The sequence below is a fragment of the Xanthomonas sp. 10-10 genome (assembly GCF_040182365.1).
In the GTDB taxonomy this organism is placed as follows: Bacteria; Pseudomonadota; Gammaproteobacteria; order Xanthomonadales; family Xanthomonadaceae; genus Xanthomonas; species Xanthomonas arboricola_F.
This window is the reverse complement of the sequence record NZ_CP144460.1, coordinates 1,616,763-1,643,100: the sequence shown is the minus strand read 5'-3', so window position 1 is coordinate 1,643,100 and position 26,338 is coordinate 1,616,763. Positions and strand designations below refer to the sequence as shown.

Annotated in this window: 20 protein-coding genes and 1 tRNA gene; 4 read left to right on the top strand and 17 right to left on the bottom strand. The window is 64.0% G+C overall.

The window, feature by feature from the left end:
* Positions 1-15: 15 nt before the first annotated feature.
* Positions 16-1,371, bottom strand: coding sequence for a helix-turn-helix transcriptional regulator (locus VZ068_RS07005; protein WP_259153971.1), 1,356 nt, complete (start codon positions 1,369-1,371; stop codon positions 16-18).
* Between the two features lie 901 nt (positions 1,372-2,272).
* Between VZ068_RS07005 and VZ068_RS07000 the strand changes: the two genes are divergently transcribed.
* A complete protein-coding gene (locus VZ068_RS07000; protein WP_259153970.1) occupies positions 2,273-3,058 on the top strand; it encodes a response regulator transcription factor in 786 nt (261 codons plus the stop codon).
* Positions 3,059-3,753: 695 nt separating this feature from the next.
* Here VZ068_RS07000 and VZ068_RS06995 read toward each other — a convergent pair.
* The 13 genes from VZ068_RS06995 to murJ all read right to left on the bottom strand — a co-directional run bounded on the left by VZ068_RS06995 (position 3,754) and on the right by murJ (position 20,321).
* Positions 3,754-4,140: a DUF805 domain-containing protein gene (locus VZ068_RS06995; protein ID WP_259166078.1), complete on the bottom strand. Its 387-nt coding sequence runs from the start codon at positions 4,138-4,140 to the stop codon at positions 3,754-3,756.
* Positions 4,141-4,405: 265 nt separating this feature from the next.
* On the bottom strand, positions 4,406-5,797 hold the full coding sequence (radA, locus tag VZ068_RS06990; protein WP_349657256.1) for a DNA repair protein RadA: 1,392 nt from the start codon (positions 5,795-5,797) through the stop codon (positions 4,406-4,408).
* A gap of 369 nt (positions 5,798-6,166) precedes the next feature.
* Entirely contained in the window at positions 6,167-8,047 is a 1,881-nt protein-coding gene (locus VZ068_RS06985) for a tetratricopeptide repeat protein (RefSeq protein WP_349657255.1), read from the bottom strand.
* Between the two features lie 155 nt (positions 8,048-8,202).
* A complete protein-coding gene (gene cyoD, locus VZ068_RS06980) occupies positions 8,203-8,538 on the bottom strand; it encodes a cytochrome o ubiquinol oxidase subunit IV (protein ID WP_003484294.1) in 336 nt (111 codons plus the stop codon).
* Entirely contained in the window at positions 8,538-9,170 is a 633-nt protein-coding gene (cyoC, locus tag VZ068_RS06975; protein WP_024711670.1) for a cytochrome o ubiquinol oxidase subunit III, read from the bottom strand. The genes cyoD and cyoC overlap by 1 nt, the downstream gene beginning before the upstream one ends.
* Complete coding sequence (cyoB, locus tag VZ068_RS06970; RefSeq protein ID WP_259153253.1) at positions 9,167-11,167, bottom strand: cytochrome o ubiquinol oxidase subunit I; 2,001 nt, start codon at positions 11,165-11,167, stop codon at positions 9,167-9,169. The genes cyoC and cyoB overlap by 4 nt, the downstream gene beginning before the upstream one ends.
* Positions 11,167-12,102: a ubiquinol oxidase subunit II gene (cyoA, locus tag VZ068_RS06965; RefSeq protein ID WP_259153252.1), complete on the bottom strand. Its 936-nt coding sequence runs from the start codon at positions 12,100-12,102 to the stop codon at positions 11,167-11,169. The genes cyoB and cyoA overlap by 1 nt, the downstream gene beginning before the upstream one ends.
* Before the next feature lie 356 nt (positions 12,103-12,458).
* Positions 12,459-12,534: transfer RNA gene (locus tag VZ068_RS06960), tRNA-Thr, on the bottom strand.
* 142 nt (positions 12,535-12,676) lie between these two features.
* A complete protein-coding gene (gene ispH / locus VZ068_RS06955; protein ID WP_259166085.1) occupies positions 12,677-13,627 on the bottom strand; it encodes a 4-hydroxy-3-methylbut-2-enyl diphosphate reductase in 951 nt (316 codons plus the stop codon).
* Between the two features lie 66 nt (positions 13,628-13,693).
* Positions 13,694-14,212 (bottom strand): signal peptidase II, encoded by a 519-nt coding sequence (gene lspA / locus VZ068_RS06950; RefSeq protein WP_349657254.1) that lies wholly within the window; start codon positions 14,210-14,212, stop codon positions 13,694-13,696.
* 308 nt (positions 14,213-14,520) lie between these two features.
* Positions 14,521-17,352, bottom strand: coding sequence for an isoleucine--tRNA ligase (gene ileS / locus VZ068_RS06945; protein WP_349657253.1), 2,832 nt, complete (start codon positions 17,350-17,352; stop codon positions 14,521-14,523).
* A 6-nt stretch (positions 17,353-17,358) separates the two neighbouring features.
* On the bottom strand, positions 17,359-18,444 hold the full coding sequence (locus VZ068_RS06940) for a bifunctional riboflavin kinase/FAD synthetase (RefSeq protein ID WP_259166090.1): 1,086 nt from the start codon (positions 18,442-18,444) through the stop codon (positions 17,359-17,361).
* Between the two features lie 272 nt (positions 18,445-18,716).
* Positions 18,717-20,321: a murein biosynthesis integral membrane protein MurJ gene (gene murJ / locus VZ068_RS06935; protein WP_349657252.1), complete on the bottom strand. Its 1,605-nt coding sequence runs from the start codon at positions 20,319-20,321 to the stop codon at positions 18,717-18,719.
* A gap of 116 nt (positions 20,322-20,437) precedes the next feature.
* Here murJ and rpsT point away from each other — a divergent pair, with 116 nt between their 5' ends.
* Positions 20,438-20,707, top strand: a complete 270-nt coding sequence (gene rpsT, locus VZ068_RS06930; RefSeq protein ID WP_002807888.1) for a 30S ribosomal protein S20 — start codon at positions 20,438-20,440, stop codon at positions 20,705-20,707.
* A 91-nt stretch (positions 20,708-20,798) separates the two neighbouring features.
* Here rpsT and obgE read toward each other — a convergent pair whose 3' ends face one another.
* The 3 genes from obgE to rplU all read right to left on the bottom strand — a co-directional run bounded on the left by obgE (position 20,799) and on the right by rplU (position 22,674).
* The gene (gene obgE, locus VZ068_RS06925; protein WP_259153246.1) at positions 20,799-21,848 is read right to left on the bottom strand and encodes a GTPase ObgE; all 1,050 of its coding nucleotides are present in this window, start codon (positions 21,846-21,848) and stop codon (positions 20,799-20,801) included.
* A gap of 232 nt (positions 21,849-22,080) precedes the next feature.
* Positions 22,081-22,341 carry a 50S ribosomal protein L27 gene (rpmA, locus tag VZ068_RS06920; protein WP_003484326.1) on the bottom strand — a complete coding sequence of 87 codons (261 nt, stop codon included), beginning with the start codon at positions 22,339-22,341 and terminating at the stop codon, positions 22,081-22,083.
* Between the two features lie 12 nt (positions 22,342-22,353).
* Positions 22,354-22,674 carry a 50S ribosomal protein L21 gene (gene rplU, locus VZ068_RS06915; protein WP_005989959.1) on the bottom strand — a complete coding sequence of 107 codons (321 nt, stop codon included), beginning with the start codon at positions 22,672-22,674 and terminating at the stop codon, positions 22,354-22,356.
* A 292-nt stretch (positions 22,675-22,966) separates the two neighbouring features.
* Here rplU and uvrA point away from each other — a divergent pair, with 292 nt between their 5' ends.
* Positions 22,967-25,933, top strand: coding sequence for an excinuclease ABC subunit UvrA (gene uvrA / locus VZ068_RS06910; protein ID WP_259153225.1), 2,967 nt, complete (start codon positions 22,967-22,969; stop codon positions 25,931-25,933).
* Positions 25,933-26,337 (top strand): thioesterase family protein, encoded by a 405-nt coding sequence (locus tag VZ068_RS06905; protein ID WP_259153224.1) that lies wholly within the window; start codon positions 25,933-25,935, stop codon positions 26,335-26,337. The genes uvrA and VZ068_RS06905 overlap by 1 nt, the downstream gene beginning before the upstream one ends.
* The last annotated feature ends 1 nt before the right edge of the window (position 26,338 follow it).

The following is a 26,338-nucleotide window of genomic DNA, read 5'->3' as shown; positions in this document are numbered from 1 at the left end:
CGGTGGCGCTGTCGACTAGCGTTGCAGGGTTTCCATCGGTGCCTCGTTGAAATGCTGGCGGTACCCTTTGGCCAGCGCTGAACGGCTGCCAACGCCCCAGCGGCTGGCCGCCTGCAACACGCTGCCGCAGCCGCCTTCGGCCAGCAACTCGTCGCGGATGCTCTGCATGCGGTAACGCCGCAGCACCTGGGTCGGCGACAGCCCTGTGGCCGACTTGAATGCCTGCTGCAACGCGCGCCCGGTCACGCCGATCTGCGCAGCCACTTCGTTGATCGACAGGTCCGAACGGTGCGCATTGGTGATCATGTACCCGTAGGCACGGCGGTACTTGGCCGGCAGGCGCGCGGAGATATCGTCGCTGACGTGCGCCGGGGTGCCGCTTTCCAGCAGACGCGGTGCCTGCACTTCGCTGCGCAGGCATTGCACGGCGCCCAATGCGTAGCGGTTGTACAGCAGCAAGGCCTGCTCGGTACGGCCCAGCGCCTGGCTGATCTTGGCCTGGCAGTACTCGAACTCCAGGTTCCAGCGCGGCGCATGATGCCGGCCAGCACCGGCCAGGGCACGCTCGGCAAGATCGGCGCGACCGACCGCCAGTGCAGCCAGCGCCAGCTCCACCTGCGCATCCTGGCGCGCGCACGGCGGGCAACCGGTTGCCGCGGCCGGCAGCGCATCGATCTGCGCGTCGAACCCGAAGGTGTCGCCGCCAGCGATCCGCAACAGGTTGCGCACATGCCGCATGCGCTGCGCCAGTACCGGCATGCTTTCGGCCAGATCGGCGATGCAGGCACGCAGTTCGCTGGGCTCGAACGCATGCGCGGCATCTTCCTGGCGCAGCGTGGCCTGCCAGAAGACATGGTCGCTCATGCGGTCGGCGCGACGGATACGCAGCTGCGCAATCATGTCCAGACGCAGCGCGGTGGCGATGCGCAGCCAGTCGGAGGCGCCGGTTTCCAGCTCGGACAGCGCCTCACGCGCACGTTCCAGCGTCTGCAGGGCCAGGGTGCTCTGGCCGAGGTGAAAGTGGGTCAGCGCCTTGCCCAGCAGACCTTCGCCACACAGGCAGGCCGGCGTGTCGCGGTCCATCGCAAGCTGCGCAAAGCAGTTCAGCGCCGCGCTCAAACGCCGCTGGCTCAGCATCAGCCAGGCGGTATTGCGGCACGACAACAGCCGAAGCTGCCGCTGATGGCCGCGCATTGCCTTCAATGCGTGGCGGTAGGCGTCTTCGGCCTCTTCCTGGTATTCGAGAATCAGCAAGGCATCGCCGCTGGCTCCCAGCAGGCTGACCTCGTCGTCGGGGCCGTCCGGTGTTGCCTGGCCATCGCGACGTTGTTGAAGATGTTGCAGACCTTGCGGCCAGGCACCAACCAGCATCCTGCTTGTATAGGTAGGAAGACGATCTGCGTAAGACAACGCAGAAATCGCTGCGAAGTAGGTTGAAAGGATCATGCCGGGCTCTCTCTGAGGGGGACGAGCAAAAAACAAACAATGCGCCGGTCTGGCTGGCGCAAACGATTGTATGCAGCGGATCCAATGGAAATTCTCACCTGCGCGCACCGCAAAAATCAAAAAACCTCACTCTGTCTTCCAGCGCGTCCGCCGTGCGTTTTGCATATGCGGGATTCTTTTTTGCAGAGCGCGTGCAGTGTCCAGCGATGGACATTACTTAACGCCTGGACGCTGGTTGCGGTTGCGGCACGACCAGGCAACGCGGTGCCTTCGCGCAACATCTGCCAACGCACGCGTTGATCGCAGATTTTTGGGTGTTTGCTCCGATTGCTGCGCGAGCGTTGGACGGGACGTGGCCACGTTGCTGCGCACACGTCCCGCTCATAACCAAAGTAACTTTTGTGTTACCTGCTCGCCGGACCTATTCCTTGCGGAGGCAGCGTTCGTCGTAATCGCAATACCTTGGTCTAGACCTTTCCAACCAATTTCTGCGTATTGCCCGGACAAACATGTCCGGGCAATACGCCAACGCTATGCGTGGATGCGCGCCCGCATGCCCAAGATGTAAGAGCTGCGTTGCGTATAGATGAGCGCTAGTTAAAGCGTACCCACCCAAACCCGAAGAAAAGTACGCAGCAGTGAAACTTTCTGCCGCCGGAATGGTACATACCATTCGCCTGACCTCGGTCAGACCCTCCCCCCTTTCGCAGCCGGATGGTATGGCGATGCACTTATCTCTATCTGTGGATTTTGTAGCGGCGCCTGCCGCCCGTCACCGGCATCCCACGCACGACTGGTACGTGTGCCGTCACGGGAAGGCCGGATGATGCACACCCCTTCTCCCGGCAAGCACGGAGCGGCGTTCCTGCTGACGCAGGACGCGCGCCTGACATCGCAGGTCAACGCGAGCCTGGCCTCACTAGCACCCAAATTGGCGGTGTTTTCCGATGAGCTGGAGTTGTTGCGCAACTTGCGGCATTCGCCCTGCGACCTGCTGATCTTCGATGCAAGCTGCGTCGCCTCCGACGACAGCTCGGTCCTGGCCTGGCACCGCTGCCACAGCGGCCATCCCACGCCGCTGATCGTGCTGGGGCGGTTCGACTGCCCCGACGACATCCTGGCCTGGTACCAGGCCGGCGCGCAGGAAGTGTTAGCGCTCCCATTCAACTCGTGCGAACTGCAGGTGCGAGCGGCATTGGCGATCTCCCCCGCCCCGGAGGCCTGCCAGGAGTCGCAACACCTCACCGTCGGCCCGTACCAGCTGATCCGCGAAGAAAACACGGTTTACCTGCATGGCAAGCCGATCGTGCTCACCGCGCGCGAGTTCTCGATCGCCTGGCTGCTGTTTTCCAGCCCCGGGGTCTGTTTCCGCCGCTGCCAGCTCGCCAAAGCGGTCTGGGGCAGCCACACCGAGTTCACCGACCGCACCATGGAGCAGCACATCTACAAGCTGCGCAAGAAATTGCAGCTGTGCAACCACAGCGGCGTGGTCCGCATCAGAACCGTGTATTCGCATGGCTACAAGCTGGAGCTCGCGTTACAGGGCAAGGACCCGCTGGCGCCGGGCAAAAGCGCAAGCCCGAGCGCCGGACATCGCGCGGCCGCCTGCTGAGCGCTGATTCTGGATCAGACCCGCGCCATGCACTTATCGAGGTACGTGCATGGCGGATCGTGACGCTGGCGGCCTGCATCGGCTTGCCATGGCGCCATGCGCCCGCCCCCACTCGCCGGTTTCAAGGTGTTTGAATCGTTGTATTAAGTCATTTCAAACCGTGTCGTTCGACCAAACCAAGTTGAATCGACCAACGATGAGATCGGCAGTGGCTCAGGCTGCGAATATGAAGTCCGGGCAGACCGGCTGTTCATGCACGATGCCGAGTGACGCAACCTCCGGTCGAAACACCTTACGATCTTCAGGAACTTCTGATTCCCTTTGGGCGAGCAAGGGAGGCCTGAACAGGCACCCGTACAACCGATTGCGATGAGGGCGCTGCGCCGCGCATCTCGCCCACTGCAAAAATTCAACAGCGCCACCAGAGCGACGGCGTAGCCGCCAGGCAGGAGCAGGCGTGCTGCTAACGCAATACACGTTGCCGTGATCATTCGGCTGCGGCGTACTCGATCCACCATGCGGTGGATGTGTGGCCCTGAGCAGCCGTCCCGGCATCGGCAGGTAACATGCGCGCAACGCGGAAGACAGTGCGCGCGACACCGCACCCTGGGGGTTGCCAGCCGCTCCAAATCGCATAAACGACGATGGCGCAGGAAACTCCTGCGCCATCGTTCAACCTACATCGTGCGAGGCGATTACTGCTTCGGGCTCTCGCCGTACTGGTTCGGGCCCGGGGTGCCTTCCAGGCACATGAACACGAGCACGATAAAACCGCCGACGTAAGGCACGAAGCTAATCAGATAGAACCAGCCCGACTTGTCCTGGTCATGCAGCCGACGCACGGTCACCGCAATGCCGGGGACGATCAGCGCCAGCACGAAGATCGCCATGATGGCAACGACCACCCAGGCCAGCGGACCAGGGCCGTTCTCGCCTCCCATCACCGCCGCCGCAATACCGAACATGATGCCCAGCACCGCCAGAACGATCACCTGCATCAACATGAACATCCAGTATTCCTTGCGACGCGAGCGACCTTCAAAGTCGGCGTAACGCTTGAGCGGCAACAACATCCATTCCATCGTGGTTCTCCAGTTCGAGCAATCGGCGGTGTCTGTGATCCGGTGCACAGTGCAACGGGCCGCGCATGGTGCCATAGCCGCACTCTGGTGAAAACGCTTTCTTCACACCCGAATCCAAATTGCCGCCACCAGCCGACGGGCGGTTGCCTGCGCAGACAAAGCCCATCGGGCGATAGCGATATTGGGCAGGGTCGCCTGCGGGTAGGCCAACGGCCAGCTCGGCCGGGTCGTCTGCCCTGCCAGTCCCCGCGCAGCAGCGCATGCCTCAGTCGGCCGCGGCCTCCAGCGCCTGGCTCAGCCGCTCCACCGCGATGATCTCCATCCCCTTGATGCTGGCCGTCTTCGGTGCATTGGCACGCGGCACGATCGCGCGTTTGAAGCCGTGCGTGGCCGCTTCCTTCAAGCGATCCTCGCCATTGGGCACCGGACGGATCTCGCCGGACAACCCGACCTCGCCGAAGGCGATCGTCTTCTCGGACAACGGCCGGTCGCGCAGCGAGGACAACACTGCCAGCAACACCGGCAGGTCGGCCGCAGTCTCCTGCACGCGAATGCCGCCGACCACGTTGACGAATACGTCCTGATCGCCCACCACGATGCCGCCATGGCGGTGCAGCACCGCCAGCAACATCGCCAGCCGGTTTTGCTCCAGGCCCACCGCCACGCGCCGCGGATTGGACAGCGGCGAGGCGTCCACCAACGCCTGTACCTCCACCATCAACGGCCGGGTGCCTTCGCGGGTGACCATCACGCAGCTGCCGGGCTGCTGCGTACTACCGCCGGAAAGGAAGATCGCCGAAGGGTTGGAAACCTCCTTGAGGCCCTTCTCGCCCATCGCGAACACGCCCAGTTCGTTGACCGCACCGAAGCGGTTCTTGAACGCGCGCAACAGGCGAAAGCGGCTACCGCTTTCGCCTTCGAAGTACAGCACCGCATCGACCATATGTTCCAGCACGCGCGGGCCGGCGATGCCGCCTTCCTTGGTCACATGGCCAACCAGGAACACCGCGGTACCGGTCTCCTTGGCGTAGCGCACCAGCCGCGCCGCGCTCTCGCGCACCTGGCTGACCGAACCCGGCGCCGCGGTCAGCGACTCGGTCCACAGCGTCTGGACCGAGTCGGCCACGATCAGCTTCGGGCGCGCCACGCTGGCGTGCTGCAGGATATTTTCGATGCCGGTTTCGGCCAGCGCGTTCAAGCCTTCCAACGGCAGATCCAGACGCACCGCGCGCCCTGCCACCTGCGCCAGCGATTCCTCGCCGGTCACATACAACACCGGCAAGGTGCTCGCCATGCTGGCCAGCGCCTGCAACAACAACGTGGATTTGCCGATGCCGGGGTCGCCACCGATCAGCACCACCGCACCTTCGACCAGCCCACCACCCAGCACGCGATCGAACTCGCCGATGCCGGTGGACACGCGCGCCTGCTCGGATTGCTGAACATCCTTGAGCGCGGTGATCTTGGGCGCCTCGGCCTTGCCGGCCCAACCGGTGCGGCGCGAGGCCGCAGGCGAGGCCTTGCCGCCGGGCGTGGCGCTTTCCAGCACGATTTCGCTGAGCGTATTCCACACTCCGCACTCGGTGCATTGTCCCTGCCACTTGTTGTACTCGGCGCCGCACTCGCCGCAGACATAGGCCGTTTTTGCCTTCGCCATCGTCAGTTAACCAATCGCTTCTGGGGCGACAGGATAGTCGGCGTTGGTCTCAGGATGCGCGACGCTGGCTCGGGATTCGGGATTCGGGATTCGGGATTCGGGAATCGGGAATCGGGAATCGGGAATCGGGAATCGGCCAGGCTGCGGCGGCGCAGGAATGGATGCAACCGCGCATTTCTGCTGCTGCGTTCTCACTCGGACATCGATGGCGCCGAGCATTTGGCTGGCGCGATGTCTTTTGATCGGTCGGCACCGGCACCGGTACCGAACAAGGCCAGCGTCTGGAGCCGCATGATCGATCGCAGCCGGTCATGCAGCTCCAGGTCTTGCCATTGCCCGCTTCAACGCCTGCGAGCGGGCGGCCGCCACTCAGCGCGGCTTGTACAACTCGCTCAGGCGATCCGGCTTGCCGGCGATACGTTCCAGATGCGGATACAGCAGGCCGCCGTGGTAATCGATGCGCACGGTGTCGTAGCGGTCCAGGCGCTTGACCAGCAACTCGATCGGCGCGGTGGTGCCCTTGGCCGCCTTGATCGCGTCCTTGATCACCTCGCTGCTGAAGGCGCGGCCGTTGACCGCCACGATGGTGTTGCCGGCGATCAGGCCGGCATTGAAGGCCGGGCCATCCCAGAGCACATCACCGATCTCGCCAGAGGCCTTCAGGGACAGGCCAAGCGAATAGGTCAGGCTGGCGTCCTTGTCGTCGCTCTCGTCGGCCTTGGTGGCCAGGTTCGGCTCCTCGTTGTAGACCAGCTTCCAGCCGTTGGCCTCGATGCCGGCATTCAAGGAACCGTGCCCGTCCATGCGGCTGCGTAACAGGCTGGCCCAGTCGTAGGGCGCCACGCCGTTGAGCGTGGCCACGATGTCGTCGAAGGTGTACGGGTTGACGTCCCAATCGCCGTTGTTCATGCCGAAGAAGGCCTTGCCGAAATCGTCGATGGAGCGCTTGTTGCTGGTCAGCGCGCGCAGCTTGCTGTCCACTTCCAGCCACATCATCTGGCCGCCGGAATAATAGTCTTCGGCCATCTGATAGCTACGGTAGGCCTTGGGGCGGCGCATCGACATGGTCGGGTCGTTGGTGGTGTCCTGCACGGTGCGCCAGGCCATGCCGGGGCGCCCACGCTCGTACTGGGCTGCCACGCCAGCGAGCATCTCGCGCGCCTGATCCTGCGTCCACAGGCCCGAACGTGCAGCCATCACTTCGCCCCAGAACTGGGTCTGGCCTTCGTACAGCCACAGCAGGCTGTCGCCCATCGGAACGTTGAAATTGGGCGTGGCCAGGTCGGCACCACGGCGGTACTTGCCGTTCCAGGAATGGTTGAACTCGTGCGCGAGCAGGTCGCGCCCGGTCCAGCTCTTGTCCCACTCGGTGAAGTAGGTCGGCACACCGCTGTTTTCGCTGGAGCGATGGTGTTCCAGGCCGATGCCGCCCAACTTCTTGGTCAGCGCCAGCAGGAATTCGTAGTGATCGAAATGCCGCGCGCCGTAAAGCTTGTCCATCTGCTGCACCAGCGACGCATGCGCCTTGATCTGCTCGGGCTTGGCCTCCAGCGACTTGGCTTCGTCGGCGAACACGTTGAGGTAGACCGGCTGCTTGCCGGCGCTCAGCTCCACGCGCTTGTAGTACTTGCCGGCGAACATCGGCGAGTCGACCAGGTCGTCGAAATCGATCGGCTTGAAGGTCACCGTGTCGCCGACGCGGCGGTCGGTCTCCAGTGCCGTGGCATAGCTCCAGCCGGCTGGCAAGGTGACGCTGGCCTGGGCCTTGATGTTGCGCGCGAACACCCCGGCTGGATACAGCGCGGTGGTATTCCACTGCAGGTTGAGCATTTCCGGAGTCATCATCACCCGGCCCTGGTTGGGGGCCTGCGGCGAGAGGAACTTGAACTCGGCCACCAGCTCGGTGGCGCCCTGGGGCACGTCCACCTTGAACGCGTAGACATCGAACTGGTCGCGCGTCCATGGCACCACCTTGCCATCGACCTTGATCACCAGACCGGCCAGTTTGTCGATCGGCCCTGTCGGCGAGTGGTTGCCCGGAATCCACTGCGGATACAGCAGCGTCATCGGGCCCGGCTTGGCCGGCATCGTGGTCTTGACCTTGAAGATGCGGTGGGCCAGATCGGTGGCATCGACGTCGATCTTCAAGGTGCCGTCGAACGGCACGTCCTGCAGAGGCGCGGTTTGCGCGGCGGCCGGCAACGACAGCGCTGCCAGCAGCGACACGGACAACAGGGTGGGCATCTTCATCGCAACTCCGCAGGTGACCTGGAACAGGCAAGCCCACGATGCTAAGCGCCCACCACGGCTTCCCCGTATGCCATTGGTCATGCCGCAGGCAAATTCATGCGCAAAAAAAAGCCGCCCATCGCTGGCGGCTTTCTCCGATCCGGCACTGCGCCGTCTCAATGCATCATGTTGACGTTCATGTTGTGCAGCACCCACAGCGAGCCGACGATCACGATGCCGATGATCAGCAACGAGAACAGGCCCACCTGCACGTTGGAGCGCTGCTCGGGCGTGCGATCCATATGCAGGAAGTACACCATGTGCACCAGCATCTGCACTGCGGCCATGACCGAGATCACGACGATGGTGACGCCCTTGGAGAACGCCCCGCTCATCACCATCGCAAACGGGATGACGGTGAGGATGACGGCCATGACGAAGCCGATCAGATAGGACTTCAAACCGCCGGCATGCGCATCGGCCGCGGTATCGGTGTGGTGGTGATTGGCCATTACAGCGCTCCCAGCAGATAGACGACGGTGAACACACCGATCCAGATGATGTCCAGGAAATGCCAGAACAGGCTCAGGCAGGCCAGACGCGTGCTGTTGCGCGCAGTCAGGCCGTTCTTGGAGATCTGGATCACCAGCACCGCCATCCACAACAGGCCCGATGCCACGTGCAGACCGTGGGTGCCGACCAGGGTGAAGAAGGCGGACAGGAATGCGCTGCGTCCCGGGCCGGCACCTTCATGGATCAGGTGGTTGAACTCCCAGATTTCCATGCACAGGAAGCCGATACCCAGCAGCGCGGTGACAGCCAGCCAGCCATACAGGCCACCCATCTTGCGCTTGTGCGCGGCAATCATCGCAAAGCCAAAGCTCAAGCTGCTGAACAACAGCAGGAAGGTTTCCACCAGCACGAACTTCAGGTCGAACAGCTCCTTGGCGGTCGGCCCATCCACCGTGGCGCCGGAGAGCACCGCATAGGTGGCGAACAGACCGGCAAACAGCAGGCAGTCGCTCATCAGATAGACCCAGAACCCGAAGACGGTGTTGCCACCGCCGTCGTGATGCTCGTGGTCGTGATCGTGGCCGCCCGCGTGGGCGGCGTGGTCAAGCGTGGTCGAGGAAGCCATGGTCATACCACCTTCGCGGCCTGCGCCGCCTGTTGCTGTTCGAGCAGCGCAAAGCGCGCGTTTTCGATGCGCTCCACTTCATCGGCCGGCACCCAGTAATCGATGTCGTCGTCGAAGGTACGCGCGATGAAGCTGCCGATCATGCCCACCAGGCCAATGATGGCCAGCCACCAGATGTGCCAGATCAGACCGAAGCCCAGCAACACGCTGAAGGCGCCGATATACACGCCTGCACCGGTGTTGCGCGGCATGTGGATGGGTTCGTACTTGGACGGACGCACCCAGCCCTTGCCGTTCTGCTTGTCGGCCCAGAACTGATCGCGGTCGTCGATGTGCGGCAGCACGGCGAAGTTGTAGAACGGCGGCGGCGAGGAGGTGGCCCACTCCAGGGTGCGGCCATCCCACGGATCGCCCGTGTGGTCCATGTGCTCCTTGCGCTTCCAGACGCTGTAACCGATCTGCACCAGATTCAGGAAGATGCCCAGGCCGATGATCGCAGCACCCACCGCAGCGACATACAGCCACGGCGCCCACTCGGGATGGTTGTAGGTGTTCATGCGGCGGGTCATGCCCATGAAGCCGAGCACGTACAGCGGCATGAAGGCCACGAAGAAGCCGATGATCCAGCACCAGAACGAGGCCTTGCCGATCTTCTCGTTGAGCTTGAAGCCGAACGCCTTCGGGAACCAGTAGGTCAGCCCGGCCAGGTAACCGAACACCACGCCGCCGATGATCACGTTATGGAAGTGCGCGATCAGGAACAGGCTGTTGTGCAGCACGAAGTCCACGGCCGGGATCGCCAGCATCACACCGGTCATGCCGCCGATGGTGAAGGTGATGATGAAGCCGATCGTCCACAGCACCGGCGAGGTCATGTGCACGCGGCCGCGGAACATGGTGAACAGCCAGTTGAAGATCTTCACGCCGGTCGGGATCGAGATGATCATCGTCGTGATGCCGAAGAAGGCATTGACGTTGGCACCCGAGCCCATGGTGAAGAAGTGGTGCAACCACACCACGAACGACAGCACGCCGATGCACGAGGTGGCGTAGACCATCGAGGTGTAGCCGAACAGGCGCTTGCGGCTGTAGGTGGCGATCAACTCGGAGAAGATGCCGAACGCCGGCAGGATCAGGATGTAGACCTCCGGGTGACCCCAGATCCAGATCAGGTTGACGTACATCATGGCGTTGCCGCCACCGTCGTTGGTGAAGAAGTGCGTGCCCAGGTAACGGTCGGCACCCAGCAGCGCCAGCGCCACGGTCAGGATCGGGAACGCAGCGATGATCAGGATGTTGGTGATCAGCGCGGTCCAGGTGAAGATCGGCATGCGCATCAGGGTCATGCCCGGCGCGCGCATCCGCATGATCGTCACGAAGAAGTTGATGCCGGTCAGCAACGTGCCCAACCCTGAGACCTGCAACGCCCAGATGTAGTAATCGACACCGACCCCTGGACTGTATTCCAGCCCCGACAACGGCGGATAGGCCAGCCAGCCGGTCTGCGCGAATTCGCCGACGCCCAGCGAGATGTTGATCAGCGCCGCACCGGCCACGAACAGCCAGAAGCTCAGCGAGTTCAGGAACGGAAACGCCACGTCGCGTGCGCCGATCTGCAGCGGCACGATCAGGTTCAACAGGCCGGTCATGAACGGCATGGCCATGAAGAAGATCATGATCACGCCATGCGCGGTGAAGATCTGGTCGTAGTGGTGCGGCGGCAGGACGCCTTCGCCACCGTTACCCGCCAGCGCCTGCTGGGTACGCATCATCGCCGCATCGGCGAAGCCGCGCAGCAACATGACCAGCGCCACGATGATGTACATCACACCGATGCGCTTGTGGTCCACCGAGGTGAACCACTCGTTCCACAGGTAGCCCCACAGCTTGTACTTGGTGATGGCGCCAGCGATGAGCAGGCCGAGCAGGCCGGCACCACCGAGAGCGACCATGATGATCGGCTCGTGGTACGGAACCGCCTCGATCGTAAGTTTGCCTAGCATCACTTGTCTCCAGAAGTGCACATGGCAACCGGCTCTGCAGCCGATGCCTCATGGTCGCCGTGGCCTTTGTTGTGGCCCGGACCATTCATGTATTTGTCGACCAGCGAGCGGAACATGCCGTCCTGCACCGACGAGTAGTAGGTGACCGGATACTGTTCCTTGTCGTTGCGGTTGGCGGCCAGCACCTGGTACTCGGCAGCGTTCAACGCGGTCGGCGATGCCTTGACCTTGGCCACCCATGCATCGAAGCCGGCCTGATCCACGGCATGCGCCTTGAAGCTCATCTTCGAGAAGCCGTGACCGCTGTAGTTGGTCGACAGGCCGAAGTATTCGCCTGGCTCGTTGGCCACCAGATGCAGCTTGGTTTCCATGCCCGCCATCGCGTAGATCATGGTCCCCAGGTGCGGAATGAAGAACGAGTTCATCACCGTGTCGGAGGTGATCTTGAAGTTCAGCGGCGTATGCACCGGGAACGCGATCTCGTTGACCGTGGCGATGTTCTGGTCCGGGTAGATGAACATCCACTTCCAGTCCAGCGACACCGCTTCGATGGTGATCGGCTTGACGTCCGAATCCAGCGGCCGGTAAGGGTCCAGCGCGTGCGAGGAGCGCCAGGTCAGCACCGCCAGCACCAGGATGATCACGCACGGGATCGACCACACCACCACCTCGATCGCGGTGGAATGCGACCAGTCCGGCTCGTAGCGCGCCTTCGTGTTGGATGCGCGGTACTTCCACGCGAACGCAATCGTCATCACGATCACCGGGATGACCACGATCAGCATCAGCACCACCGAGGTGATCAGCAGTTGCTTCTCGTCGTGGCCGATCTGGCCTTTCGGATTGAGGATGGCCGAGTTGCAGCCTGCCAACAGCAGGAACGGCAACATCAGACCTGGACGAAGTAAACGCCCGAGATGTTTCAGCGGAATCATCGGTCGATCCAAGTGCGAAGGAACGCCAGCCGCGCATCGTCTCCAGCAAGGGAGATGTCCGGCGATGCCCTTCTTTTTGGGGGAGGGCCCACGCAGACCGAAGTTGCAGGTTAGCGTGCCAATTTTAATCTTTGCTGCACCTGCACGAAACCCATTGGCAATGATCTGCCGCAATAAATGCGCGCAAAACCGTGCGACATGTTGTCGCAGCGCAGCGTAAGCAAAGATGCAGGCCATGACGCCCGTCGTCGCAGCCTGCGGTTGCAGTGCAATCGATGCGCAAAACACGTGAAATACGCTTGCGAACGCCAGAAACGCAACTGGGCCGGCCAAGGGCCGACCCAGTGCTGAAGCGATGGTGCCGGAAATAGGAATCGAACCTACGACCTACGCATTACGAATGCGCCGCTCTACCAACTGAGCTATTCCGGCGAGCCGTGCATTGTAGGAGCGGAGCCAGGGGCTGGTCAATCGCCGCCGTGGCGGCCAGCTGCGCGAATGGTCTGCCAGACGTGCCGACACCCGGACGTCGCTCTCCCTGCCCTGCCCGGCAGCTTTGGCTGCTGACGTGAAGTCAGCTGACCAGGCGCAACCGCAATTCCTTAGGCAGCGCAAACACCATCGATTCGGGCTCGCCTTCCAGCTCGGACACACTGTTGGCGCCCAGCTCGCGCAACCGCGCCAGCACGCCATCGACCAGCACCTGCGGGGCGGAGGCGCCAGCGGTCAGGCCGATGTGCTGCTTGCCGACGATCCAGGCCGGATCGATCTCGCCGGCATTGTCGATCAGGTACGACTCCACCCCGTCGCGGCGTGCGAGTTCGCTCAGTCGATTGGAATTGGAGCTATTGGGCGAGCCGACCACCAGCACTAGGTCGCACTGGCGCGCCAGATCGCGCACTGCGTCCTGGCGGTTCTGGGTGGCATAGCAGATGTCGTCGTGGCGCGGCCCCTGCATCGCCGGGTAGCGCGCACGCAGCGCCTCGATGATGCCCATGGTGTCGTCGACCGACAGCGTGGTCTGGGTGGTGTAGGCGAGATTGTCGGGCTGGCGAATCTGCAGCGTGGCAACCTGCTCGATGTCCTCGACCAGATAGATCGTGCCCGGGCCGCGCTCGCGGCTCCACTGCCCCATGGTGCCTTCCACTTCCGGGTGCCCGGCATGGCCGATCAGCACCACATCGCGACCGGCACGGCAGTGGCGGGCAACCTCGAAATGCACCTTGGTCACCAGCGGACAGGTCGCGTCGAACACCTTCAAGCCGCGGCGCTCGGCCTCCTGGCGCACCGCCTGCGAGACGCCGTGTGCGCTGAAGATCACCGTGGCGTTGTCGGGCACCTCGTCGAGCTCTTCGACGAAGACCGCACCGCGCTGCTTCAGGTCGTCGACCACGAAGCGGTTGTGCACCACTTCATGGCGCACATAGATCGGCGCGCCCAGCGTCTCGATCGCGCGCTTGACGATCTCGATCGCGCGGTCGACACCGGCACAGAAACCACGGGGATTGGCGAGCAGGACATCCATGACGGGCATTCTACGGGAATGGAGAAAGAGGGGTCGGACCGGGTGGCGCGCGTCGGCACCGGGGCTTCAGGGGCGATTCCCGATTCCCGGCTCGTGTTTGCCGCCCTTGTCGAACAGCCCGAACACCGCAATCCCGATGGCACCGCCCACGATGGCCGAGTCGGCGATGTTGAATGACGGCCAGGTATGGCTGCCGATATACCACTGGATGAAATCGATCACGTGGCCGTGCATCAGCCGGTCGATCACATTGCCGATCGCCCCGCCAATCACCAGCGCGTAGGGCAGCGCGCTGCGCCACTGCCCACGCGCGGTGCGCGACAGCCAGAACGCCAGCAGGCCACTGATGCCCACCGCCAGCGCGGTGAAGAACCACAGCTGCCATCCGCCGGCATCGCTCAGGAAGCTGAAGGCTGCACCGGTGTTATAGGTGCGGTGCCAGTTCCAGAAGCCGTCGATGACCGGCACCGGGGTGTATTCAGGCAGGCTGGACAACACCCAGGCCTTGCTCCACTGGTCCAGCCCGACCACGAGTGCGGACAGCAGCAACCAGATCAGGGCGGAGGGTTTGGGGCGTTGACTCATGTCGGAAGGTCGCAGTTGGTGGTGACTTCTCCGACGCCGGAGAAGATGCCTGGATGGCGTTGAGGATGACGGTGGCAGAACGAAAGCCGGAAGACAGGCGCGCAAGGATGGCATGGACCTCGAAGCCAGCCGCCCCGTCCCGCCTTGCCGCATGCGCCACGCTTCAGCAAGCTGGGAAATGCGACGCTGGCGCAGTCACCCAGCCGCAGCGCCTGCGAACGAAGTCGCACGCAGGCGCAAGCCGGGCCCATACGGGTTCTGGATCACGCGTGGCAGGATCGGCCCGCCATGCGCATCGTGCAAACCCATCAGAACCAGCGACGATCCTCGCCAGGGCCTTCGATATTGCTGACGCAGCGGCTGCACAGTTCCGGGTGTCGCGCATCGCTGCCCACGCTGGCCTGGTGGTGCCAGCAGCGCACGCACTTGGCCTTGCTGGTCGGTTGCGCGCTGACGAAGATGTCGTCGGTGCTGGCCGCAGTCACGGTCACGTCGCCACTGATGAACAGGAAGCGCAGCTCCTCGGCCAGCGGCTGCCAGCGCGCCGCGGTCTGCGCATCGGCCGCCACGGTGATCTCCGCTTCCAGCGCCGCGCCGATTGCCCCGTTGGCACGCATCGGCTCCAGCACCTTGGCCACCTGCTCGCGCAAGGCCAGCAGCCTGTCGACATCGGCACTGCTCAACGCAGCATCGGCCGGCAACGGCGCCAGGCCGTCGTACCAGGTGGCGAACAACACGTTGTCGACCCGCTTGCCCGGCAGGTAGCCCCACAGTTCCTCGGCGGTGAAGCTCAGCACCGGCGCCACCCAGCGCACGAAGGCTTCGGCCACGTGATACATCGCGCTCTGCGCCGAACGGCGGCCGCGTGCATCCTCGGCCATCGTGTACAGGCGGTCCTTGGTCACGTCCAGATACAGCGAGCCCAGGTCCACGCTGCAGAAATTCAGCAGCGCCTGCACGATCTCGGCAAAGTCGTAGCGCGCGTAGGCGGCGACGATCTTTTCCTGCAGCTCGTGCGCGCGATGCACGATCCAGCGGTCCAGCAGCACCATGTCGTCCAGCGCCACCAGATGCTGCAACGGGTCGAAGCCATGCAGATTGCCGAGCAAAAAGCGCGCGGTATTGCGCAGGCGGCGATACGCATCGGCATTGCGCTTGAGGATCTCCTGCGACAGCGACATCTCGTTGCTGTAATCGGCCGAGGCGATCCACAGGCGCAGGATGTCCGCGCCCAGGGTCTTCATGATCTCCTGCGGCTCGATGCCGTTGCCGGAAGACTTGGACATCTTGCGGCCGTGTTCGTCCACGGTGAACCCGTGGGTGAGGCACTGCTTGTAAGGCGCCGCCTTGTCCATTGCCACGCCGCTCAGCAGCGAGGACTGGAACCAGCCGCGATGCTGGTCGGAGCCTTCCAGGTACAGGTCGGCCGGCTTGGGCAGGCCGCGGTCCACCAGCACCGCTTCATGGGTCACACCGGAGTCGAACCACACATCCAGGATGTCGGTGATCTTGTCGTAGTGGGCCGCTTCGTCGCCCAGCAGTTCGGCCGCGTCCAGCGTGTACCACACGTCCACGCCACCCTGCTCCACCCGGTCGGCGACCTGGCGCAGCAACTCGGTGCTGCGCGGATGCGGCTCGCCGGTTTCGCGGTGCACGAACAGCGCGATCGGCACGCCCCAGGTGCGCTGGCGCGAGATGGTCCAGTCCGGGCGGCCGTCGACCATGCCGGCGATTCGCGCCTGGCCCCAGGCCGGGTACCAGGTCACCTGCTCGATGGCCTTGAGCGCATCGGCGCGCAGGTTGGCCTGCTCCATCGAGATGAACCACTGCGGCGTGGCACGGAACGCGATCGGTGTCTTGTGCCGCCAGCAATGCGGATAGCTGTGCTCCATCTTGCTGGCCGCCAGCAACGCACCGGTGCCGCCCAGCGCCTCGATGATGACGTCGTTGGCCTTCCAGATATGCAGCCCGGCCAGCACGGTGTCGCCCAGCGGCGGTGTGGAGGGCAGGTACACGCCACGCCCGTCCACCGGGTTGATCTGCGCAGCGCCGTAACGCTCGAGCAGGCCGTACTGCTTGGAGACCTGGTAGTCCTCCTGGCCATGGCCCGGTGCGGTGTGCACCGCGCCGGTACCGTCCTCGGCCGACACGTGGTCGCCCAGCAGCAGCGGGATCTCGCGCTCGGCATAGAACGGGTGGTTCAGCAGCATCTGGTCCAGTACGGCGCCCTTGGCATGGCCATGCACCGCCACTTCGTCCACGCCGTAGCGCGCCAGCACCCTGGCCGCGAGGGCCTCAGCCACCACCAGCCAGCGCGGCTGGCCGCGGTCGGCCGGGCCTTCGACCAGCACGTAATCGAGCTCCGCACCCAGGCTCACCGCCAGCGACGCCGGCAGCGTCCACGGCGTGGTGGTCCAGATCGGCACCGCCACGCTGGTGCCTGCCGGCAGGCTGGCACCGAATGCGGCAGCCACCGCCGCCGGATCGCGCGCCGGATAGGCCACATCCACGGTCGGCGAGACCTTGTCGGCGTATTCGATCTCGGCCTCGGCCAGCGCCGAGCCGCAATCGAAGCACCAATGCACCGGCTTGACGCCGCGGGTCAGGTGGCCGTTGTCCACCACCTTGGCCAGCGCGCGGATTTCATTGGCTTCGAAGCGGAAATCCAGCGTCTTGTACGGGTTATCCCAATCGCCGACCACGCCCAGGCGCTTGAAATCGCGCCGCTGCAGATCGATCTGCTCGGCCGCGTATTCGCGGCACTTCTGGCGGAACTCGGCAGCGTCCAGCTTGACGCCGACCTTGCCGTACTTCTTTTCGATCGCGATTTCGATCGGCAGGCCATGGCAATCCCAGCCCGGGATGTACGGCGCATCGAAGCCAGCCAGATACTTCGACTTGACGATGATGTCCTTGAGGATCTTGTTGACCGCGTGACCCAGATGGATCTGGCCATTGGCATACGGCGGGCCATCGTGCAGCACGAACAGCGGGCGCCCCGCCGCGTTGGCACGCAGTTGCGCATACAGCCCATCGCGCTCCCAGCGGTCCAGCATCGCCGGCTCACGCTTGGGCAGGTCGCCGCGCATCGGAAATTCCGTCGCAGGCAGATGGAGAGTGGCTTTGTAGTCTTGGGTCACAGGAATCTACCGTTGCGCTGCGTAAGGAGATGTACGGGGATGTTGCGAAGCGGTGGCATCGACGGCGTCTGCATCTGCCAAATGGCGCGAAGCGTTGTCACGCTGCCCCTCAACGGGAAGACCGACGGAACGAGCAACGCCCGCATCGGCAGGCAGGCGCGAGGGGCTCGCCTTGAGCACGGCGCGGGCCTGCTCGGCGTCGCGATGCATCTGCACGGTCAACGCGTCCAGCCCATCGAACTTTTCTTCATCGCGCAGCTTGGCGACGAATTCGACCTCGATATGCCGGCCATACAGATCGCCCTGGAAATCGAACAGGTGCGCTTCCAGCAATGGCTCCACGCCGGCCACGGTGGGCCGGGTACCGAAGCTGGACACCGATGGCCACGGCCGCTCGGCCACGCCATGCACCCAGGTCGCGTAGATGCCCGACAACGCGGGAGTGCGCGGGAAACGCAGATTGGCGGTGGGATAGCCCAGCGTGCGCCCCAGTTGCTTGCCGCGCACCACCCGCCCACCGATGGCATACGGGCGGCCGAGCAGTTCCCCGGCATGCACGAACTCCCCGGCGCCCAGCAGCTCGCGAATCCGCGTGGCGGAAATCCGCTCGCCGTGCAGGTGCACCGGCGTGATTTCGCCAGCCGCAAATCCATGCTGTTCACCCAACGCACGCAGCAAGCCGATATCGCCGCCACGCCGATGGCCGAAACGAAATTCCGGGCCGATCCACACCTCTTTGGCGCATAGCCGGCCGACCAGCGCCAGCCGTGCGAAGTCTTCGGCACTCATTGCCGACAAGCGGCCGTCGAAACGGATCAGGCCCACGCTGTCGGCACCGAAGTCGTACAGGCCTTCGATCTTGGCGCGCGCCAGGGTCAAGCGCGGCGGCGGCGCGGCCGGCGCAAAAAATTCGCGCGGCAACGGCTCGAAGCTCAACGCCACCGCCGGCACGCCCAGTGCGCGCGCGCGCGCGATGGCGTGCTGCACCAGCGTCCGATGCCCCAGGTGCAGGCCATCGAAAGCGCCGATGCAGACCACGCTTCCGTGCGGGAACAGCGTCCCGCCCTCGACGTCTCTAAACAGCCTGCTCATTCCTCGATCCAAACAGATGCCGGCCTGGTGGCCGACCCTCGCTGATACATAACTTGTAAGTATAGCCGTGCCTGTCAAGCCGCATGGGCGCGCCTGGCGCGCGCAGCACCACCCACGCGCGTGGCCTGGGCAGGCAGCGACTGGAATCCGCTCCCCGACCGTAACGTCGGCCAGGGCCGCCCCGGACCTTCCACGCCTGTGCGGCCGCGCTGATTGCAGACACCCCGGCGGAGCTCGCCAGGGGCCGCTGCAATGTTCGGAACCAGGGCGGCTCAGCTCTCCCGCAGATGCCGCGGCCGCAACCCCAACGCCACTTGGGCGACCACGTAGGTCAGCCCGCCGCTGCCGACCAGCACCGCCAACCAACCGATGCGATGCCATTTATCCATCACGGTGAACGATGGCAGCCACCACAACACGCCCAACAGCACCGTTACCATGGCCGCGCACGCCAGCAACAGGCGTACCGCATAGCCGCCCCAGCCCGGCCGCCGCTGGTAGACGCCGGACTTGCCGAGCCAGTACCACAGCAACCCGAGATTGAGATAACTCGACAGCGCGCTCGCAATGCCAAGCGCCAGATGCAGACCCGGCTGCTTGCCCAGCGCCTGCATCACGCCCTGGGCCTTGAGCTCGGGCGGCACCATGATCTGGTAGACCACTGCCAGCAACGCGAAGTTGAACACCATGTTGGCCACCAGCGCCGCCACGCCGGCGCGTACCGGAGTACGGGTGTCCTGGCGCGCGTAGAACGCCGGCAGCAGCACCTTGAGCATGGCGTAGGCCGGCAGGCCGAAGCTCAGCCCGTAGACCGACATCGCGGTCATGCGCGTATCGAACGCGGTGAACTGGCGGTACTGGAACAAGGTGGCCACCAGCGGCTCGGCCAGCAGCAGCAAGCCGAGCATCGCCGGCATCGCGATCAGCAGCGTGGTACGAAAGCCCCAGTCCAGCGCGCCGGAGAACGCGTTGCGGTCGGTCTTGACGTGATGGCGCGCCAGCGCCGGCAGGATCACCGTGCCCAGCGCCACCCCGAACACGCCCAGCGGCAATTCCAGGAAGCGGTCGGCCAGCGACAGCCACGACTGTGAGCCATCGGTCAGCCTGGCCGCGATGACGGTGTCCAGCAGCAGGTTGATCTGCGCGATCGATGAGCCGAACAGGGTCGGCACCATCAGGGTCAGCACCTTGCGCACGCCCGGATGGCGCCAGCCCCAGCGCGGCAGGGTCAGCAGGTCGATGCCTTTCAGCGAAGGCAGCTGGAACAGCAACTGCAGCATGCCTGCCGCCAGCACCGCCCAGCCCAGCGCCAGGATCTGTTTTTCCGGAGTGCCGCCCAGCTTCGGCGCCAGCCACACGGCGCCGGCGATCATGCACAGGTTGAGGATCACCGGGGTCAGCGCCGGCATGGCGAACTTCTGGAAACTGTTCAGCGCCCCGCCGGCCAGCGCGGTCAGCGAGACGAACAGCAGGAACGGGAAGGTCAGACGGAACAGATCCACCAGCAGGCCATGCTTGGCCGGATCCGTATCTACCCCACTGGAGAACAGCGTGGCCAGCGACGGCGCGAAGATCAGCGCCAGCGCGGTGACAAGCAGCAGCACTCCGCCCAGCGTGCCTGCCACCCGTGCCATCAACTCGCGCAGGTCCGCATGCGGGCGGGTTTCCTTGATCTCGGTGAACACCGGCACGAACGCGGTGGCGAAGGACCCTTCGGCAAATAGCCGGCGCAGGAAATTGGGGACCCGGAATGCCACCCAAAACGCATCGGTCACTGCATTGGTGCCGAAGGTGGTGGTGATGACCTGGTCGCGAACCAGTCCCAGCACCCGCGACACCATGGTCATACTGCTGAATGAGAGCAGGCCTCTCAACATGCCAGGCTTGCTCACGCTGCATCCCTCTTGACAACTGACTTGACGTACATATCTGGGTCCATCATACTTTCCCGCTTGCTTTTTCCACTACACCGATTCTTCAGGAAACCACCACCGTGGCCAATATCAAGTCCGCCAAGAAGCGCGCCAAGCAGACCGTTGTGCGCAATGAGCGCAACACCGGACAGCGCTCGATGCTGCGCACCGCCGTCAAGAAGGTGATCAAGGCCCTTGACGCCAACGATGCCGCAGGCGCCGAAGCTGCTTTCGCCGTTGCTCAGCCCATCCTCGACCGTTTCAGCGCCCGTGGCCTGATTCACAAGAACAAGGCTGCGCGCCACAAGAGCCGTCTGACCGCTCGCATCAAGGCCATCAAGGCCGCGTAAGCGATCAACCGCGCCGTTACCGGAAGCCTGGCTTCCGGCAACACAGAAAAACCCGGCCTCGGCCGGGTTTTTTGTGTGCCTGTACGTGCACTCAGCCCGCATTGCGCGCCTCGAGCTCGTCCTCGCGCTGGCGGTCGAAGAACGCCATGACATCCTTCATGATCGGGAACGTGCCATCGCGCCCCAGCGCTGACACCAGATACCACGGCGCGGTCCAGCCCAGCTCGGCCACGATGGTTTCGGCGGCGGCACGCGCTTCGTCCTCGAACATCAGGTCGGCCTTGTTGAGGACCAGCCAGCGCGGCTTCTTCAGCAGCTCGGCATCGTGACGTTCCAGCTCGCGCTCGATGGTGCGCACCTGATCCACCGGTGAGGCGTCCACGCCCCCATCCATCGGCGAAATATCCACAAGATGCAGCAGCAGCCGGGTGCGCTGCAGATGGCGCAGGAACTGCGTGCCCAGGCCGGCACCATCGGCGGCCCCCTCGATCAGGCCCGGCACGTCCGCGATCACGAAGCTGCGATAGGCCTCGACACTGACCACGCCCAGATTTGGATACAGCGTGGTGAACGGATAGTCGGCCACCTTCGGCGTCGCCGAGGACACCGCGCGGATCAGCGTGCTCTTGCCGGCATTGGGGAAACCCAGCAGGCCGACGTCGGCCAGCAGCTTGAGCTCGAGCTTGAGCAGACGCTCCTCACCCTCTTCGCCGGTGGTGGACTGGCGCGGCGCGCGATTGACCGAGCTCTTGAAATGCATGTTGCCCAGACCGCCCTTGCCGCCTTTGGCCACCAGCAGTCGATCGCCATGCTGGGTCAGGTCGCCGATCACTTCGTCGGTCTGCACATTGATGACCACGGTGCCGACCGGCACCACGATGACGCGATCTTCGCCCCCCTTGCCATAGGCCTGACGGCCCATGCCGTTCTCGCCGCGCTGCGCCTTGAAGGTGCGCTCATGACGAAAATCGACCAGGGTGTTGACGTTCTCGTCCGAGACGATCCAGACGCTGCCGCCGGCACCGCCATCGCCACCGTCGGGACCACCAAGTGGAATGAACTTCTCGCGGCGAAAGCCGACACAGCCATTGCCGCCATTACCGGCGGTCACCAGGATTTCTGCTTCGTCGACTAACTTCATGAGATTTGGGATTCGTAATTTGGGATTGGTAACACCACCGCAGGACGCCGCTTGGCGAGCGCGGAGATAACAGGAAGCTACGGTATCGGGACGATCGAAATCCGCCGTTGCGAATCCCCAATCCCGAATCCCTACTTCCAGCCGTCAAACGAAAAACCCCGCAAAAGCGGGGCTTTCCGTCTCGTCCGCCGGGCAGCGATGCCTGACGAACTGGCCTGCATGGAGCGGGCGATTACGCCTCGGCAACCACGCTGACGGTACGACGCTTCTTCGGACCCTTGGTGGAGAACTCCACCTTGCCGTCGACCAACGCAAACAGCGTGTGGTCACGACCCAGGCCGACGCCGGCGCCCGGGTGGAACTGGGTGCCGCGCTGACGCACGATGATGTTGCCGGCGTCGATGGCCTGGCCACCGAAAATCTTCACGCCGAGGTACTTCGGGTTGGAATCGCGACCGTTGCGCGAGGAACCTACGCCCTTTTTATGTGCCATGACTGGTTCTCCTTACTTCTTGTCGCCACCGGCGATGCCGGTGATCTCGATTTCGGTGTAGTACTGACGGTGTCCCTGACGCTTCATGTGGTGCTTGCGGCGACGGAACTTGATGATGCGCACCTTGTCGGCGCGGCCATGGGCCACGACCTTGGCGGTGACCGAGGCGCCCTTCAGCGCATCGCCCAGCTTGATGCCATCGCTATCGCCCAGCATCAGGATGGTGTCGAACTTGATCTCGTTGCCTGCTTCGACTTCGAGCTTTTCCACGCGGAGCGTTTCGCCCTGCGCGACGCGGTATTGCTTACCGCCGGTTACCAGAACTGCGTACATGACCAGGTGTTCCTCTGTAGTTATTATGGTCGCCTGACTTGCCCATGGGGCAGACAGGAGCGGGATTGTACTGGCCTAGCGGGTTTCGGGTCAACCCGCAAGCAGGTTCGCAGCCGCGCACCCGAATCGGACGGGTGGAACGCATCATCCGGCCGCCACAACGGCCCCGGCAGACTGGCATTTGGGGCAATTGCCCTCACCTAGGTCGGCGGGTAGGCTGATCGACTGCCACTCATTCCTGCTGAGCACGCTCGCACCACTGCCGGTTCGCCGGCCCGACATCGGATCCCCCATGGCGATGGATTTCATCCGCATCCGCGGCGCGCGGACGCACAACCTCAAGAACATCGACCTCGACCTGCCTCGCGACAAACTGATCGTGATCACCGGCCTGTCCGGCTCGGGCAAGTCGTCGTTGGCGTTCGACACCATTTATGCGGAGGGCCAGCGCCGCTACGTCGAATCGCTGTCGGCGTATGCGCGCCAGTTCCTCAGCGTGATGGAAAAGCCGGACCTGGACCATATCGAAGGCCTGTCCCCGGCAATTTCGATCGAACAGAAGTCGACCTCGCACAACCCGCGTTCCACGGTCGGCACGATCACCGAGATTTACGACTACCTGCGCCTGCTGTACGCGCGCGTCGGTCAGCCGCGCTGCCCGGACCACGGCTTCCCGCTGGAGGCGCAGACGGTCAGCCAGATGGTCGACCACATGCTCACCCAGGACCAGGAGCAGCGCTACATGCTACTGGCGCCGGTGATCCGCGAGCGCAAGGGCGAGCATGCGCAGGTGTTCGAGCAACTGCGCGCGCAGGGTTTCGTGCGCGTGCGCGTGGATGGCGAGCTGTACGAAATCGACGCGGTGCCGCCGCTGGCGCTGCGCCAGAAGCACACCATCGAGGCGGTGATCGACCGCTTCCGTCCGCGCGAGGACATCAAGCAACGGCTGGCGGAAAGCTTCGAAACCGCGCTCAAGCTCGGCGAAGGCATGGTGGCTGTGCAGTCGCTGGACGACCCGGCCGCGGCGCCGCACCTTTTTTCGTCCAAGTACAGCTGCCCGGTCTGCGATTACTCGCTGCCGGAGCTGGAACCGCGGCTGTTTTCGTTCAACGCACCGGTGGGCGCCTGCCCCAGTTGCGATGGCCTGGGCGTGGCCGAGTTCTTCGACCCGGACCGGGTGGTGGTACATCCGGAGCTGTCGCTGTCGGCCGGCGCGGTGCGTGGCTGGGACCGGCGCAACGCCTATTATTTCCAGCTGATCGCCTCGCTGGCCAAGCACTACAAGTTCGACGTGGATGCGGTGTGGAACTCGCTGCCGGCCAAGGTGCGCCAGGCGGTGCTGTTCGGCAGCGGCGATGAGGTGATCAGCTTCACCTACTTCACCGATGCCGGCGGGCGCACCACGCGCAAGCACCGCTTCGAAGGCATCCTGCCGAATCTGGAACGCCGTTACCGCGAGACCGAATCGCCGGCCGTGCGCGAAGAGCTGACCAAGTACGTCAGCCAGCAGCCCTGCCCTGCCTGCAATGGCACGCGCTTGAATCGTGCTGCGCGCAACGTGTTTGTGGCGGATCGTCCGCTGCCGGAGCTGGTGGTGTTGCCGGTCAACGAGGCGTTGAGCTTTTTCCGGGGCCTGTCGCTGCCGGGTTGGCGCGGCGAGATCGCCAGCAAGATCGTCAAGGAAATCGCCGAGCGCCTGGGCTTTTTGGTCGACGTGGGCCTGGACTACCTCACTCTGGAACGCAAGGCCGACACCTTGTCCGGCGGCGAGGCGCAGCGCATCCGCCTGGCCAGCCAGATCGGCGCCGGCCTGGTCGGGGTGATGTATGTGCTGGATGAGCCGTCGATCGGCCTGCATCAGCGCGACAACGAGCGCCTGCTGGGCACGCTGACGCGGTTGCGCGACCTCGGCAACACGGTGATCGTGGTCGAACATGACGAAGACGCCATCCGTCTGGCCGACCATGTGCTGGACATCGGCCCCGGCGCGGGCGTGCACGGTGGCGAAATCTGCGCGCAAGGCACGCTGCAGGACATCCTGGACTCGCCACGTTCGCTGACCGGGCAATACCTGTCCGGCAAGCGCCGCATCGAGATTCCCAAGCAGCGCCACAAGCCCAACCCGAAGATGATGTTGCATCTGCGCGGGGCCACCGGCAACAACCTCAAGAATGTCGACCTGGAGATTCCGGCCGGCCTGCTGACCTGCATCACCGGCGTGTCCGGTTCGGGCAAGTCGACCTTGATCAACGACACGCTGTTTTCGCTGGCAGCCAACGAGATCAACGGCGCCTCGCATCCGGTGGCGGCGCATCGGGAGATCGAAAATCTCGATCTGTTCGACAAGGTGGTCGATATCGACCAGTCGCCGATCGGACGCACGCCGCGCTCGAACCCGGCAACGTATACCGGCATGTTCACTCCGCTGCGCGAGCTGTTCGCACAGGTGCCCGAGTCGCGCGCGCGCGGCTATTCGCCGGGCCGTTTCAGCTTCAACGTACGCGGCGGCCGCTGCGAGGCCTGCCAGGGCGACGGCATGATCAAGGTGGAGATGCATTTCCTGCCCGACGTCTATGTGCCGTGCGATGTCTGTCATGGCAAACGCTATAACCGCGAGACACTGGAGATCCGTTACAAGGGCTTCAACATCAGCGACGTGTTGCAGATGACCGTCGAAGATGCGCTGCGCCTGTTCGAGCCGGTACCATCGATCGCGCGCAAGCTGGAAACGCTGGTCGATGTGGGCCTGAGCTACATCAAGCTGGGGCAGAGCGCGACCACGTTGTCCGGTGGCGAGGCGCAGCGCGTCAAGCTGTCCAAGGAACTGTCGCGTCGCGATACCGGGCGCACCCTGTACATCCTCGACGAGCCGACCACCGGCCTGCACTTCCACGACATCGAAGCGCTGCTCGGCGTGCTGCACAAGCTGCGCGACGAGGGCAACACGGTGGTGGTGATCGAACACAATCTGGACGTGATCAAGACCGCCGACTGGATCGTGGACCTGGGCCCGGAGGGCGGCCATCGTGGCGGCACCATCCTGGTGTCCGGCACACCGGAAGAGGTGGCCGCGCACGAGGCATCCTACACCGGGCAGTTCCTGGCCAAGATGCTGCCGTCGGTCAAGGCGCGCGAAACCCGCCCGGCCGCGATGGCCAACAAGCCGGATGCGCGCCCGCCGCGCAAGGTCAAACCGGAGAAGGTGACCAAGGTCGCCAAGTCCGCCACCAAGAAGACTGCAAAGAAGAAGGCAAGCTGATGAGCGAACACAAGATCCTGGCACGCATCCCGATCAGCGTGCGCTGGCGCGACATGGACAGCATGGGCCACGTCAACAACGCCAAATACATCTCGTACCTGGAAGAAGCGCGTGTGCGCTGGATGCTGGGCGTGCAAGGCGTGTCGATGACCGACCGTATCGCGCCAGTGGTCGCCGCCACCAACGTCAATTACAAGCGCCCGCTGGTGTGGCCCAACGACATCACGGTGGAGTTGTTCGTCGAGCGCCTGGGCAGCAGCAGCATCACCATCGGCCACCGCATCGTCGACCAGAAGGACGAGGGCGTGCTGTATTCGGACGGCAATGTGGTGGTGGTGTGGATCGATACGCAGACCGGCAAGAGCGCGGCGCTGCCGGATGCGGTACGCGCAGCGAGCAGCTGAT